A 15,772-nucleotide genomic window follows, 5' to 3' on the forward strand; every position below is an offset into this window, starting at 1 on the left:
ACCTTTAGACCCAAACCTCAACCACCTCTTCTTATGAAAACTGCTCTTTTCGTCCTCTTTTTATTGCTTTCATACACAGTTTCTGCTCAGGATGTTGGAGCCAATTGGATAAAACTGGAAGCGGCCAATGAGGCTGTACCCAGACATGAGAATTCTCTTGTCGAATGTGACGGGAAATTTTACGCATTGGGGGGCCGGGGGAATAGACCGATAGAAGCCTATGATCCAGCAACCAATACATGGACTGTGCTAGCCGATAGCCCCATGGAGTTTCATCATTTTCAGGCCATATCCTTTGATCATGAGATTTATGTGATTGGCGCATTTACAGGAGGCTATCCACATGAAACCCCAATCCCTCATTTTTTGATATTTAATCCTGAAAACAACACCTGGAGGGAAGGACCGGAAATTCCTGAAAACAGGCGCAGAGGATCCGCTGGTGTTTTTTCAAGAGGAGATAAAATTTACATGGTTTGTGGCATTATTGATGGCCATTGGAATGGTTTTGTTTCCTGGTTTGATGAATATGATACCAAAACAGGAGCATGGAAAATTTTACCGGATGCACCAAGACCCAGGGACCACTTTTCCGCTTCCATGGTCGGTGATCGTGCCTACCTAGCCGGAGGTAGAACTTCCCATGCTGAAATCGGAAAGGTCTTGGAACTGACCATTCCGGAAGTGGATTATTTTGATTTTGACTCCCATACATGGTCCACTGTAAAAACAGAATTACCTACTCCCAGAGCTGGCACTTCTACCATCGGAACTGATCGTCATTTGCTGGTAATCAATGGGGAAAGTGGTACTCAGGAGCCTTCCCACTCAGAGGTAGAAGTTCTTGATACGATGGACGAAACATGGTCACGGCTACCAGATCTTAACCAAGGCCGACACGGAACCGGTGTCGTGCATTATAAAGGAAAGGTATATGTGGCTGCTGGAAGTGCCAATCGAGGGGGTGGACCTGAATTGAATGACATGGAATGTTTGGAATGGGAATGAGGTTTATGTCAATTTTGTTTTAGTTTTCACCAATTCTATCGGTTTTTTTGAGAGAATTTTTATAGGTTATGCCTTGTTTACCTTTCGATTGATTCCTGTTTTATTCACTTTTTAAGGTAGTGGCGGGATTGATCTGTGCTGCTTTTAGGGCCTGCAAGGTGACCGTCAAATACGCAATGGATAGGATAATGGTGGCTGCTACGGGAATAAACCACCACTCAAATTCTATTCTAAAGGCATAACCTGCCAACCAATCCTGCATAAACCAATAGGCCAGACCGGAACCAACCAAAATGGAAAGAGCTACTATGGCGATAAATTCTTTGTTGATTACATGAAGAATGGATAAAGTAGAAGCACCCAATACCTTTCGAATGCCAATCTCTTTCGTTTTTTGCTCTGCAATGTGTGCTGATAATCCCAACAAACCCAGACATGAAATCAATATGGTGAGGATACTGAAATATTTCGCAAGCTCACGGACCTTCACATCCTCTTTGTACATCTTGGCATAGTTTTCATCCATAAAAGCATATTGAAATGGAAAATCAGGATTGATCTCCTCCGCCACACCCCGGATAAATGCGATGGTTTCCTGGATATCACCTGTTCCTACCTTGATGTAAGAATTACCGGCAAAGGTTGGTTCCAGCAAGATGATAACCGGCTCCATCACCTGGTGAAAACTCTGGAAATGAAAATCATTCAATACCCCAGTAATCAGGCGCTCTTCCTCATGAAGGACAAATGATACCGCTTCAGGGTTATCCTGCGTAATCAAGTCATAGGCGCGCTTATTGATAATGGCACCCTGAACAGAATCCGCTCCCTTTTCTGGGGAGAAATCCTCTCCTTTATAAAAAGTCATGCCCAAAGTTTCCACAAAGTCATAATCCACCCGCATGATTTCGAATAAGGCTGAGAAATCAGGATCTTTACCTTCCCAATTTACCCCGCCGGTGTTGGAATTTCTACCCAATAAAGAATGGGTAGACCGACTCATAGAAAGCACCTTCGGGTTTTGAACCAGCCTGTTTTTGAATACCTCGTAATTGTCTTGCAACTTCCCTTCCAACTGAATAACCAGCAATTGATCTTTTTCATAACCAAGATTTTGGTTGAGCGCAAAATTGATCTGCTGATACACCACCACTGTGGATACAATCAGGATGGTGGCAAGGATAAACTGAAAGGTAACCAGACCTTTTCTGGCCAATACCACGCCTTTTCCCGATTTGTTGTAACTCCTGAATACGGACACTACCTTGGTTGCAGACAAGTAAAAAGCAGGATAACTGCCAGCTACCAATCCAGTGAATACCAAAACCCCAACCAATTGAAGCCAAAAGTTCCACTCGCCATAAGGGACCACCATACTTTTTCCCGTAAGGGTATTGAAAACGGGTAAAGTCAATTGAACCAATACTAGGGCAAAGAAACAGGCGAAAAAGGTCAATAACAGTGATTCAATAAGAAATTGATTGATCAATGCTCCTTTTTCCGCCCCTACCGCTTTCCTTACGCCCACTTCCTTGGCCCGCTTTTGGGATTTGGCAGTAGAAAGGTTCATGAAATTGATACAGGCAATGATGAGCACAAAAAGCCCTATGATGGAAAAAAGTTTGACATACTCAATCCTTCCACCCTGCTGAAGACCATCTGTGAATTTTCCTCGGAGATACAGCGCTGTTTTGGGATAAGCGAACATTTTGATATGACTGCCCTCATTCCTTTCCTGGATAAAATCTTCGATTTGAGCTGAGAATTGCTCCCAGTCAGCTTCTTTGTTCAACTTCACAATGGTGCTGGGACCATTGTTGCCCCAATGTTTAAGCCAGGAATTGTAAGGTTTATCGAACATGAACTGATAAGGAAGAATGTATTCGAACTCCGTGCTTACATCCTTTGGAAAAGGAGCAAGTACCGCTTGCACGATAAAAGAACTTTCCACATCCGTTTCCTTCATGACCACCGTTTCGCCGATCACATCCGTTTTTCCAAAAAGCTTAACTGCTGCACTTGCGGTAAGCACCATATTGGAAATGTCTTTCAATGTTTTATCCCGATCCCCATGGAGGATTTCATATTGCATAATATGCAGATAGTCTTCCCCTGCGTAAAAACCGTTTAGTCTTACATGGTTTTCCTCAAAGGCGAAAAGGTTACTTTCTATCCAGGCATAGGTAGCCGCTCTTTCTACTTCTGGATATACCTCCTTGAGTTCATTGGCAAGAATCCCAGGTGTGGACGTGGTAGTAAATACTTCAGCACCATACCGTTGGTGTTCCATGATTTGATAAACGGATTCTATTTCAGCAAAATCCTTGTCGGTATTCATTTCAGACCTGACCCAAAGGCCAATGGAAATGGCGGCCCAAAGTCCTAAAGCCAAACCAAACAGGTTGATAAAAAAGGTCAGCTTGTGCTTGGCAAAGCCACGGATTGCGATTTTGAGGTAGTTGAGGTACATGGTGGGAAGTTGGGAAGTTGGAAGTTGGGAAGTTGGAAGTTGAGAAGTTTGCAGTTGGAAGTTAGGAAGTTGAGGAGGATTAATCTTTTTTTTGACGCTTGATTTTAGGTGGTTTCGGAAAGCTACATTACTTCATAAGAGTGCCTTCTGATACAAGGTATTAAAGGACTCCAGAGTTTACTGCTTCCCTTCCTCCATACTTCCATACTTCCCTACTTCTAAATGTGAAACTGTTCTTTGATGTTTTCGGTGACCACTTTACCGTCAAACAGATTGATGATTCGATGGGCATAATTGGCATCATGAGGGGAGTGTGTAACCATTACAATGGTGGTTCCTTCATTGTTAAGTTCCTCTAAAAGTCGCATGACTTCTTCTCCATTGGCAGAGTCCAAGTTACCGGTAGGTTCATCGGCAAGGATTACAGAGGGCTTGGCTACAATCGCTCTTGCAATGGCTACCCTTTGCTGTTGTCCACCTGACAATTGCTGCGGAAAATGGTCTTTTCTGTGCATGATGTTCATTCTGGTCAAGACCTCTTCTACCCTTCTTCTCCTTTCATCTGAGGGTACCTTTAAGTAGAGCAATGGAAGCTCCACATTCTCAAAGCAGGTTAGTTCATCAATCAGGTTGAAGCTCTGAAAAACAAAGCCTATGTTCCCTTTTCGTAACTGTGAACGCTGTCTTTCCGAGAATTTGGCCACTTCTTTTTCCAAAAAGTGATACTCCCCCTCATCGGGATTGTCCAACAAACCCAGAATATTGAGCAGGGTGGATTTGCCACAGCCTGACGGCCCCATAATGGCCACAAATTCTCCTTTTTTGATCTCGATATTGATTTCGTCAAGTGCTGTGGTTTCCACTTCCTCCGTGGTGTACAGTTTCTTCAAATTGACAGTTTTGATGGTGTTTTGCATGGGATGGATGTTTGTATTGAGGTAGTTAAGTTGTTTTGTTTAATAAGATGCTGATTTTTGTATTGAGGTTGCTTTATGTCGGAAGTCCGAAGTGGGAAGTCCGAAGTCTGCCATAAGGAATTGATAAATATTTATTATGGTTATCTACTTTTTTGCCAGTGACCCAATATTTTCTTCATACGGGCTTGAAGTCCGAAGGTGGAAGTTCCCCATCTGTAATCGGGCAGGGATGTGCCGGACATTTCGGTTTCCTGGTGAATATTATATTGAATTACCATTTTAAAGGCATCATTGCGTACATACATAGTAATTATTCAAATACATTCGTTTAAAGCGTATTTTTTATTTTTAATTTTGATCGAAATGAGGCCATCATATTCATCATATTATAGGCTTCATTATAATTGGATTCAAATTCTTCATAAGTAATATATCCTCGTCGTTGTGCTTTATAGAGACAAGTAACTACTTCAGCTAGAGATCTCATTGCATACCCCATGAATCTATGGAACTCAGGGTTGGATTGACCAGTTGCGCCTTCTGCTATATTCAGAGCGATTGAATCAGATGCTCTTCTTAGTTGTGAAACCAGATTAAACAGCTCGTCTTTAGGAAAATTTTTGGTTTCATGAAACAACACTTCTCCAAAATCCATGGCCTTCTGCCAAATGGTCAGTTTTTCAAATTTAAATTTCATGTTTTCTATGGTTTACATTGTAAATAGATTTAAACCTAATTTACTAAAACCACTTTTATGAAAATATAACTAAGTTTAACTTAATATTTTTATTTCAAGGATAACTTATCATCAAATAAAATCCATAAACAAATTGCTGGTTGAACTGAAACACTTCCAACTTCCAACTCCCCACTTCCAACTTCCAACTTCCAACTTCCCACTCATTTCAAATTCAACACCTCATTCTTCCCGAAATTCTCGTAGCCACTGACGATTACTTTTTCGCCCTCGCTCAAGCCATCGATTACCTCATAGAATTCTGGGTTTTTTCTTCCTAAACGGATATCCCGCCGTTCTGCTTTGCCGGATTGTTGGTTGACTACAAAAACCCAGTTGCCTCCGGTGTCCTTGTAAAATCCGCCCGTGGGGAGCAATACTGCCTGCTCACTTTCACCCAGTTCCAGCCTGATTCTGACAGTTTGTCCTCTTCGGATGCCGCTCGGCACTTCATCAGTGAAAATCATGTCTACTTCAAACCTACCCCCTGTGACATTGGGGTAAATCTTGGCTATTTCCAATTCATAACTTCCTCCAGCTATGGAGAAGGTACCTTTCAATCCTGTATATACCCTGGGTAGATAAAGTTCATCGATGGGGACTCTCACTTTGAATTTGTCCAAGATATCGATCTGCCCGTACCGTTGTCCAGCACTGATAGACTGGCCCACTTCAATTTGTTCTGTGGACAATTGCCCTGTAATTGGGGCCCTAACTACCAGATTGTCCAGAATATGGCCTACCCCAAATAAAGACTGGTTCATCCGGTTTTCTGATTCCTGCAGCTGCCTTTTTTGGCTGACCCTAGATATGGAATCACTTCTGTAGGCCTCATAGGTCAAAGCCCTTCTTTTCACATTATAATCGTACTGCTCCCTGACCTCTTCCAGTTCGCGGTCAGAGATGAGCTTTTTGCTGTGCAAATCCCTGAATCGCTCATATTGAGGCTTTAGCAAACTGATTTGATAATCAATCTCCGCCAATTGACCTTGCTGATTGAGGTCATTTTGGTCAAGTTGGAGCCTAACCTGTCTTAGGTTATTGATTTGAAAATACAAACTGGCTTCTCTCTCCATTACTTCCAGCTGAAGGTTGGAGTTGTTAAGGATCAAAATGGTGTCACCGGCTTTTACCATCGCGCCAGACTCCCGTACGATCTGTTGGATATTGCCTCTTTCCAATGCATCCAGGAAAAAAACTTCGCCGGGTTCTATGCTACCGCTCACAGGTATATAATCTGTAAACTCACCTGTCTTGACAGTGGCAATGGTCACACGCTCCATGTTTACATTCATGGTAGACCTGGAATCTGCAAACACCAATTGGTAAACTACAAAACTCACCAATAGTACCCCTCCGGTAATCATGGCAATAAATTTAGGCGTCCAAGTCTTTTTCTCTAATTTTCGATCCATTGTATTCAGCTGATTTTTTCAGTCATTTCCTTAATGCCAATTAATATGCCATCAAAAAATAGCGCTAAATCAAGCCGATTGGCCTTATGTCTTGCTTTCCTCATTTAATTTTCGAACATTTTTGTCCGTCAGCGACCAAAATTGTAATTTCATGGACAATATGCTCTTCCATGTTTTGATACACAAAAAGTCTAAAATGGGTCAAATCAAAAGATATGACCGTTTTTGGGAAAATTTTGCCCATATGTATCAAATCGGTACAGCTTTTGGCATTTGTCCAATAACAGCATAGGAAATTATGAGTACACTTAGCCAAAAGTATTCCAATTGAACAGACACGCGTTTGGAAGCAAGGCTCCAATTTCCTTCAAGTAAAAAAAGACACCAAGTTGGCAATTGAAAATAGTAAATGCTGGAAAAACTTAACTACATAATACCCTTTTATGAAAGAACTCAAACCAGGAAAAATCCTAATTGTTGACGACAATGAAGATCTGCTCAAAGCAGCAAAAATTTTTTTAAAAAGGCATTTTGGTCAGGTAGATACTGAAATAAATCCAGACTTGCTACCTATTTTGATAGTCAATGAACAGTATGATGTCATCATGTTGGACATGAATTTCACCAAAGATGTAAGCAGTGGGCAGGAAGGTTTTTATTGGTTGGACCGGATTTTGGAATTGGATTCATCAGCTGTAGTGGTGCTGATTACAGCCTATGGAGATGTGAATACTGCGGTAAGAGCGATAAAAGAAGGTGCCACCGATTTTGTGCTTAAACCCTGGGAAAATGAGAAACTCCTGGCCACCATCAATGCTTCGCTTCAATTGAGGCAGACCAAACTTGAGGTCCATCAACTTAAAAACCAGCAACAACAAATTTATCAAGACATAGACAGTAAGTTTAAGGATATCATAGGTCAAAGTGCCGGGATGATCAAGGTTTTTGAAACCATAGAAAGAGTGGCCGGCACGGATGCCAATGTGTTGATTCTCGGAGAAAACGGAACAGGGAAAGAGTTGATTGCCCGGGCCATCCACAGAAATTCCCGAAGGCACAGGGAGGCATTTGTAGGGGTTGACTTGGGATCCATCACATCCACGCTATTTGAAAGTGAGCTTTTCGGGCACAAAAAAGGCTCATTTACTGATGCCAAGGAAGACCGGACAGGCAGGTTTGAACAGGCGAATAAAGGCACCCTTTTTCTGGATGAAATCGGAAACCTGCCATTGGCGCTTCAGGCCAAATTACTGGCCGCTTTACAAAACAGGGAAGTGACCCGAGTTGGGGCCAATAAAGCCACACCGGTAAATATCCGGCTGATCTCTGCCACCAACATGCCCATCCATAACATGGTCTATGACAATTCTTTCCGACAGGATTTACTTTACAGGATCAATACCATAGAAATCACCTTGCCGGCATTGCGCGAAAGGTTGGATGATATTCCGCATTTAGCAAATCATTTTATTGAGGTATATGCCAAAAAATACAACAAGGATATTCGTAAGGCTGGAGAAGGGTTGATCAAACGCATGCAGAAATACCACTGGCCGGGCAACATCAGGGAATTGCAGCATAGCATAGAAAGGGCAGTGATCATGACCAACCACAGTGTTTTACAGCCAGAAGATCTTTTTATTCAAAAGCAATTGGCTCCCGAAAAACAGGAAGAAATGGTTAGTTTGGATCACTTAAATATTGAGGATGTTGAAAAAATCCTGATCCGGAAAGCTCTGCAAAAACACAATGGCCACATTACTCGTGCGGCTGAGGAATTGGGTTTGACCCGTTCGTCATTGTATAGAAGACTGGAGCGGTATGGGCTTTAAATCTTTTGCATTAGGCATCAGTGTCAGGGTGGGGCTGATTGTCCTGACCGTTTTTCTAGGTGTGTATTTTTACATGCAGGAAACGGCTATGGCCCAGACTATCCTTTTCTTTTTTATCCTGATCCTACTTACGATCAATCTGATCAGCTATGGGAATACCACCAATAAGAAAATCACCCGCTTTCTGGAATCCATAAGGTATTCCGATTTTTCCTCCTCCTTCACCAAAGACAGCAGATTGGGGAAGTCCTTTCGTGAAATGAACATGTCCTTCAATGAAGTCATTGATGCTTTCAAGAAAACCAGGGCCCAAAAAGAAGAACAAATGCTGTTTTTACAGATCATGATCCAGCACATCAATACAGGAATCATATCTTTTGACAGTGCTGGAAGAATAGGTGTGATCAACGGAACTGCCAAACAGCTCCTGCAGATTCCACAGTTTAAAGACATCAATGATCTTGGTAAATTGTCTATTGAGCTATTGAAAAATGTACTTCAACTGAGTCCAGGTGGCTCGTTTTCCATCAAAATCAATCCTGAGCTTCATCTTAATGTCCAATCGGCTGCTTTTAAGATGGAGGGCAACAGCTGGACCCTGCTTTCTTTTCAAAATATCAAGTCGGAATTGCAGAAAAACGAACTGGAGGCCTGGCAAAACCTGACCAAGGTGCTGCGTCACGAAATCATGAACTCCATGACCCCTATTGCCAGCTTAGCCAATTCACTTGGAACCATACTGGAGGAGGATGTGGAAGAAAGACAGGATGCTTTGATCGTCGAAAGGGAAAGCTACCAGGATCTCAAAGAAGGGCTGGCCACCATTTCTAAGCGAAGCATAGGACTGGTTGATTTTGTAAATGCCTATCGGGACTATACCAATATACCCAATCCTAACCTAAAGCCATTCTTGGTTCATCAACTTTTTGAAAACATTTGTATTTTACTTAAAGAAGAATTGGCCAAAGCGAAAATCAAGTTGGATGCTGAAATCTCACCCAAGGAATTGGAGTTGGTTGCCGATCAGGACCTCATTCAGATGATATTGATCAACTTGGTGAAAAATGGAAAGGAGGCCATGGACAAATCTCAGAACAGAATTATCCATTTAAAAGCTGGGTTAGATAAACATAGTTATCCCTATTTACAGGTAATAGACCACGGTGAGGGTATTGTGCCGGAGGCCATTGAGAGGATATTCGTACCCTTTTACACCACCAAAAAAACAGGTAGTGGGATCGGTCTTGCCATCTCCCGACAGATCATGAACCTGCATCGGGGAAATCTTGTGGTTAATTCCATTCCCAATGAAAAAACAGTTTTTACTCTGACTTTTGGGTAGTTATTGTCCGGTTGTCCAGGTATACGAATATCTGATATCCTGATCCCAGTTTTCCGTCCGTAATTCCTAAATCCCCCAAATCGTAAATCCCAAGTCCCAAATCGTAAATCCCAAATCGTAAATCGTAAATCGTAAATCACCTTCACGCTACCTAAGGATATCATGTTGTCCACTTGTCCAAGTGGAGGATATCCTGTTTTCCGGTTTACTTGTTTTCAAAACCAAAAGCTTAGCGCTTATATCCGGTTATTCTGATTTTAAAATTAACCATAATTTAACATAGGCTTTTGGGATAGAAATATTCCACTTTACTTGTCTAATTCCGTCATTATCATAACAGTTAGCAGCTATTTTTCAAGTTTTCTTTTTGAAATAAGGCCAGAAGTTGCTAATATTCTATTAAATATGACAAACAGCAAAAACAATATGGTAAAGTACAAGTTTTACCTTTGTTTTAATAAGTTTTAATATTTGTTGTATCTACTTAATCATTACCAATACCTTTATTTTCAATGATATGAAAAATACATCCTACCTATTTATCCTATTGTTGATAATTGCATCAGCATGTTTTTCTCAAAGAGACTTTATCGCAGAATATGATTACAATTATCGAGGCAATTTTAAGAAGTATAAAACCTTCGGATTTTTGGAAATCATGAACGTCGACTCCACCAGTCATGAACCCACAATCGAAAAGTCTATCACCTCAAGGCTTGGGGCGCAAGGATATCGGATGAATCTGGATAAGCCTGATTTGTTGATTTCATACAAGCTTTTTTACTCTGAAGTAAGGTACCGCGGTTATGTACAGCCTGAATTTGAAATGTGGGTTCGAAATCAAAGTGAGGAGGTCGATTATGATGAAGAAGATAAGTTAGAGAATCGGAACAAAGGCGAAGATTACAACAAGGTTAAATATGTTGAAAATGAAGGAATGTTGGTGATTTTTGTGATTGACAACAAAAAAGGAAATACCATATGGCAAGGATACACCTCTGCCCAATTCGATTATAATTCCCCCAATATCAATTTGGACTTAGCCAGAGCAACCTACCGCATCATGGACCAATTTAAAGTGGTCACTCGAAATTCTCAGTTTTAAGATCTAAATCTGCCTTTACAAAGGCATAGTTTCGGGTATATCGGGTGGCTGTATAAAAGTAACATGGGTAGCTTTTTTCTGCCCAAAATTCGGCTTGTTCAGGTTTACCAAAAAATTACTGATACCAGGTAAAAGTAAGTATGTAATCCTTTTCCTTGACCATTCCTTCACCAATCAAAAACCATTTTAAATGCATTATTGACACAATAAGGCAATGCTTTTTCAACGCTATACTTTTTAGTAATACTTTGATTTTTTGCTATTGATCTTGGATGATTACTTAAAGTTTAGTATATTCATTTTCACTTTTTATTTTTCTACTATGGCAAAAGTTATCCATTCACCCGGAGGAACATTCAATGGAAAGGTTGGCAATTTGGTGTTTTATCAGGTAGGTGGCCAAACCTACTTCAGAAAAGCCCCATCCAAACAAACCAAAGCACAAAAGCAGAAAGTCTCGCCCCTTAAAAAAATATCCCAAGACAAAATGGGCATGACCCAAAGGTATCTCAAGCCACTGATCAAAGTGATCGCATTTGGTTTTCAGGAATTTGAAGCGGGGGCTAGAAGGGCTTACCATGCCTGTGTTTCCCATACCAAGGCCCATTGTTTTGTTCAGGAAACCGATGCTTTTTATATAGATCCGGCACTCTTCAAAGTCAGTAAAGGTTCCTTGATGCCACCTCAGAACGCATCGGCTGAAAAAGCCGCGGAGGGTATTACGTTCACTTGGAAAGACAATTCATGGATCTCCAGTGCCAAGCCCTTTGACAAGGCTTTTGTGGTCTTATACAACCCGGAAAAAAAGCAGGTACATTGGGAATTTCTTGGAAGAACCCGGGAAACCGGTCAGCACATTCTCGCCTTACATCCCATGCATACGGAAGGACCTTGGGATGTTTATCTTGCTTTCAGTCAGGAACAAGCCCGGACCAAAAAACGCATGCTTTCTGATTCGGTTTATCTTGGTAAAATGTAAAACATGTACCGGTCTGTTTCTGTCCTTTAGGCCGACCTATACAAATTTTGTCCTAATGACCTCACTCATCAAACCTATTTGGCTTGGTTAATCCTTGGTTTTTGGTGAAATTTGTTTTAAACCAAAATTCGGAAGTGATGCATGATCCAATCCAATCCAAACCCACCATGGCCCACAAGGACATCCCCGGAAATCCCAGTACAGCCAAAAGCAGCAAAACCAAACTGAATGACCGCAGCAATGGCAAACCGCTAAAGGTCCTGAGTGAAGAAGATTGGCGGTTTTGGATTCACAACGGATACATCGTCATCAAGGGGGCCATATCCTCTCAAGAGGCTCAGGCCACTGCTGATTTTATTTGGGAATTTGAAGAGAAGGACCCCAATAACCCTGAAACCTGGTACACCCCTCCCCGGGCTGAAATCCAGATGAAGGAATTGACGAATACAGGCATGGTGGAAGTGTATAACCATCAGATGCTTTGGAACAACCGGCAAAATCCCAGGATCCATCAGGCCTTTGCTGACATCTGGGGAACGGAGAAGCTTTGGGTCACCATCGACCGGGCCAACCTCAATTTTCCGATCAGACCGGGCTTCGAAACCAAAGGTTTTATCCATTGGGATTATGACCCAGAGACCAAACCCCAAAATGTGCAGGGCGTATTGGCTTTGGCGGATCAGATGGATGAACAAATGGGAGGCTTTCAGTGCATTCCTGAACTCTACCGATCCTATGATACCTGGAAACTAACCCAACCCAAGGACCGAAACCATTTTCAACCTGACATCTCGGGTTTTGAATTGAAAAAAGTCTTGCTGAAGGCAGGTGATTTATTGATTTTCAATTCACTTCTTCCACATGGCATCCGGCCCAATCACAGCAAGGACAAAGTAAGAATCGCCCAATACATCAGCATGATGCCCGCAGAGGAAGAAAATAAACCCCTGAGAGCATGGAGAATACAATCCTGGAAAGAAAGGATAGCTCCCGAAGGATATGCCTTCCCCGGGGATCCCCGGAATTGGGAAAAGACAAAGTACGGAACCGCCACGCTCAGCGGTTTGGGCCGGAAATTATTGGGGTTGGATAGATGGTAAGGGAATTACGATTTACGATTTACGATTTACGGATTTTGAATGATGAATGATGAATGATGACTTCAGAATTTAGAATTTAGAAGAATTCCGACCTCTTTTGCGTCACTCTGAGCGGAGCGAAACCTCTTTTCTTATTTACCGTCACCTTGCCTGCCCGCCTGAGGTGGGAGCCGGCCGAAAGGTCTTCGTCACTTCGGAGCGAATATTCTCCGTATTTACGGAGAGATGCCTGCCCAGCCGTCAGGCGGGCCTGCCCGAAAGTCAGGCGGGCCTGCCCGGCCGTCAGGCGGGCTTCGGCAGGCTCAGCATGACGCAATGGGACGGTCTGTCGTAAACTACTGCATGATGCCCCAATTACCATCACCTTGATCCATCTAAACATCCTTCTGTTATTTCGCTTTTTAGGTGAATTCATTGCTTTTCATCCCAGATGGATGCAACTTGGGTATTTCCTGAAAATCTTGGCCAAAACCTCCTGCTATGAAAATTCTATGGAAGTACCTGAAGCCCCACCGATTATTGGTGTTCTGGTCCATGTTGTTGGCGGCAGTTGCCCAGGCACTAAGCTTTCTGGATCCCATCATCTTCGGGTGGATCATTGATGATTTTGCCCTCAATCCGGATCAAAAACCGGAAAGTGAACTGATCCAAGGCATTATCAAATGGCTCCTCATTGCCATTGGCATAGCTACAGCTGCTAAATTGGCAAGGGCATTTCACAGTTATGTACTCAGTCTGGTGGTGCAGAAGTTCGGCAAAAGTATTTTTGATGACGGCCTCAGGCAGACACTCAGGTTGAGTTTTCAGGAGTTTGAAACCCAAAGGAGCGGCGAGACACTTTCCATTCTCAACAAAACCAGAAGGGATACGGAGCGGTTTTTAAGCGCATTTATTCAAATCCTTTTTTCTACAGTCGTAGGCATGGGTTTTCTGATGTATTATGCATTAACCAAGCACTGGGCCTTGATTCCGGTGTTTTTCATTGGGGTATTGCTGTTGGGAGGTCTGACGGGACTTTTGAGTCAAAAAATCAAAGCGGTTCAAAAAAAAATCTTCCGGGAAAACGCCATCATGTCCGGCAACATCACCGAGTCCCTTAGAAACATAGAGCTGGTCAAAAGCCTCGGTCTGACTTTTCCGGAGATCCGGAGATTAAAGGTATTTACCGAAGACATCTTCAGGATGGAGATGGACAAAGTAAAACAAGTAAGGTCTCTTTCATTTATGCAGGGTTTTATCCTGAACATGCTCAAGCAGTCCATCTTATTTATCTTGCTTTGGCTCATTTTCAGAGATGTCCTGACCACCGGGGAACTGATTTCCATGCAGTTTATCCTCAATTTTATATTTGTTCCCTTACAGGATTTGGGATCCATCATCCTGGCTTATCGGGAAGCTGAGGCTTCTTTGTTGAGCTTTGACAAGTTGATGAATAAGCCCATAGAAACCCGTCCTGAAGAACCCATTGAATTGGGAGAGTTGGAATCCTTGGAATTTAAAAATGTGGTCTTCAGGCACCAATCCGCACTGGACAATTCCATCGACGGGATTTCCTTTAAATTGAGTGTGGGCGAGTCCATTGCATTTGTAGGTCCAAGTGGTTCCGGTAAATCCACTTTGATCAAATTGCTGGTAGGCTTGTACCGGGCGGATCAGGGGGATATTTTCTTTGATGACATTTCCGTCGAGGACATTCGATACAATCCTCTCAGAAGGCAGATCGGCATCGTGACCCAAGATACCCAGCTCTTTGCGGGAACGGTTAGGCAAAATCTGCAATTCATCAAGCCGGATGCCACCGAAGAAGAAATGATGGATGCCTTGGAAAGATCCGCCTCCTACAACCTGATCAACAGCCCCAAAGGACTCGATACACTCTTGGGAGAAGGAGGTAACAAATTATCCGGTGGAGAAAAGCAACGTTTGTCCATTGCAAGGGCCCTTTTGAGGAATCCCCGAATCCTGATTTTCGATGAGGCAACCGCAGCATTGGATTCCATTACAGAAGAGGCGATTACGGATACGATCAATCAAATTTCCCAAAGCAAAAACCGCATGATCATTTCCATTGCCCATAGGCTGTCCACCATCAAAAATGTAGACAAAATTTATGTTTTGGAAAAAGGAAAGGTGGTGGAAGACGGAGCCCATGAGGAATTGCTTGAATTAAAAGGTTTGTACTACGCCATGTGGCGGCAGCAGATTGGTGAGCGGATTTTACGTTAATCTTCTTTTGGTCTAACTGCTAAAAATATGCTCAACCTGGCTTTTCTTTACTCAGATATTACTGGTTTGTATTAATAAGTAGGCCACATTTAAATAGGCAATTGATCAGAAACAGCACAAAAAAACCTACATTTTAATTAATGCGTTAGGATTGTTGTGTTGCTTGGCGAAGTTCAATTTCTGTTTTCTACATCTATTGATGCAAATTACCTGATCTAAAAACACATGTAAATGGCATTTTACCAAGGACTCGACTACAATGAATGAAATTATATAGAAGCGTTTAAAATTTTCTGATGATAAATGTATTTAAATTCATGTCTTGCATGGGTTTCTTGTGCTTGCTCGCAGGATGTGGTGTCACCAAATCCATTTTGTAGAGGAGGGAACTTTTGACGGAATGGAGGTATACACCACCAAAGTACCTGAAAGGGCCTTTGAGGAAATCAGATACATAGAAATCCAGAGGACCTTGCCCTCAAATCCAAAATTAATGCTGGATCAATTGGTGGAAATGGCGAGAAATGAAGGGACTGATGGCTTGGTTAATGTCAGATTTACCAGAATAGAAAAACGCAATATTGTATCAGGCACATCCATAAAGTTTAAGGAAACAAGTCAATGAAAATAATTTCTAAAGTC

12 protein-coding genes are annotated in these 15,772 nt (G+C 42.2%); 8 read left to right on the top strand and 4 right to left on the bottom strand.

Going from position 1 to position 15,772, the window contains the following annotated elements; translation table 11 throughout:
- Nucleotides 1–33: 33 nt before the first annotated feature.
- A complete protein-coding gene (locus H1A14_RS13855) occupies nucleotides 34–1,008 on the top strand; it encodes a Kelch repeat-containing protein (RefSeq protein WP_194776872.1) in 975 nt (324 codons plus the stop codon).
- A 100-nt stretch (nucleotides 1,009–1,108) separates the two neighbouring features.
- Here H1A14_RS13855 and H1A14_RS13860 read toward each other — a convergent pair whose 3' ends face one another.
- From H1A14_RS13860 to H1A14_RS13875, 4 genes are all read right to left on the bottom strand, one after another.
- On the bottom strand, nucleotides 1,109–3,478 hold the full coding sequence (locus H1A14_RS13860) for an ABC transporter permease (RefSeq protein ID WP_194776873.1): 2,370 nt from the start codon (nucleotides 3,476–3,478) through the stop codon (nucleotides 1,109–1,111).
- Nucleotides 3,479–3,696: 218 nt separating this feature from the next.
- Complete coding sequence (locus H1A14_RS13865; RefSeq protein WP_194776874.1) at nucleotides 3,697–4,395, bottom strand: ABC transporter ATP-binding protein; 699 nt, start codon at nucleotides 4,393–4,395, stop codon at nucleotides 3,697–3,699.
- Between the two features lie 328 nt (nucleotides 4,396–4,723).
- Nucleotides 4,724–5,092 carry a four helix bundle protein gene (locus H1A14_RS13870; protein ID WP_194776875.1) on the bottom strand — a complete coding sequence of 123 codons (369 nt, stop codon included), beginning with the start codon at nucleotides 5,090–5,092 and terminating at the stop codon, nucleotides 4,724–4,726.
- A 203-nt stretch (nucleotides 5,093–5,295) separates the two neighbouring features.
- Complete coding sequence (locus tag H1A14_RS13875; RefSeq protein ID WP_194776876.1) at nucleotides 5,296–6,546, bottom strand: efflux RND transporter periplasmic adaptor subunit; 1,251 nt, start codon at nucleotides 6,544–6,546, stop codon at nucleotides 5,296–5,298.
- Between the two features lie 443 nt (nucleotides 6,547–6,989).
- Here H1A14_RS13875 and H1A14_RS13880 point away from each other — a divergent pair, with 443 nt between their 5' ends.
- The 7 genes from H1A14_RS13880 (at nucleotide 6,990) to H1A14_RS13910 (ending at nucleotide 15,755) form a co-directional block, all read left to right on the top strand.
- Entirely contained in the window at nucleotides 6,990–8,378 is a 1,389-nt protein-coding gene (locus H1A14_RS13880) for a sigma-54-dependent transcriptional regulator (RefSeq protein WP_194776877.1), read from the top strand.
- Nucleotides 8,368–9,720: a sensor histidine kinase gene (locus tag H1A14_RS13885; RefSeq protein ID WP_194776878.1), complete on the top strand. Its 1,353-nt coding sequence runs from the start codon at nucleotides 8,368–8,370 to the stop codon at nucleotides 9,718–9,720. Before H1A14_RS13880 ends, H1A14_RS13885 begins: the two co-directional genes overlap by 11 nt.
- A 517-nt stretch (nucleotides 9,721–10,237) precedes the next feature.
- The gene (locus tag H1A14_RS13890) at nucleotides 10,238–10,825 is read left to right on the top strand and encodes a DUF4136 domain-containing protein (protein WP_194776879.1); all 588 of its coding nucleotides are present in this window, start codon (nucleotides 10,238–10,240) and stop codon (nucleotides 10,823–10,825) included.
- 322 nt (nucleotides 10,826–11,147) lie between these two features.
- Nucleotides 11,148–11,804, top strand: a complete 657-nt coding sequence (locus H1A14_RS13895) for a DUF6266 family protein (RefSeq protein WP_194776880.1) — start codon at nucleotides 11,148–11,150, stop codon at nucleotides 11,802–11,804.
- Between the two features lie 137 nt (nucleotides 11,805–11,941).
- Nucleotides 11,942–12,904 (top strand): phytanoyl-CoA dioxygenase family protein, encoded by a 963-nt coding sequence (locus H1A14_RS13900; RefSeq protein ID WP_194776881.1) that lies wholly within the window; start codon nucleotides 11,942–11,944, stop codon nucleotides 12,902–12,904.
- 480 nt (nucleotides 12,905–13,384) lie between these two features.
- Complete coding sequence (locus H1A14_RS13905) at nucleotides 13,385–15,130, top strand: ABC transporter ATP-binding protein (RefSeq protein WP_194776882.1); 1,746 nt, start codon at nucleotides 13,385–13,387, stop codon at nucleotides 15,128–15,130.
- A gap of 322 nt (nucleotides 15,131–15,452) precedes the next feature.
- Nucleotides 15,453–15,755, top strand: a complete 303-nt coding sequence (locus H1A14_RS13910; RefSeq protein ID WP_194776883.1) for a hypothetical protein — start codon at nucleotides 15,453–15,455, stop codon at nucleotides 15,753–15,755.
- The last annotated feature ends 17 nt before the right edge of the window (nucleotides 15,756–15,772 follow it).

Source organism: Pararhodonellum marinum (assembly GCF_015354735.1).
Classification (GTDB): Bacteria; Bacteroidota; Bacteroidia; order Cytophagales; family Cyclobacteriaceae; genus Pararhodonellum; species Pararhodonellum marinum.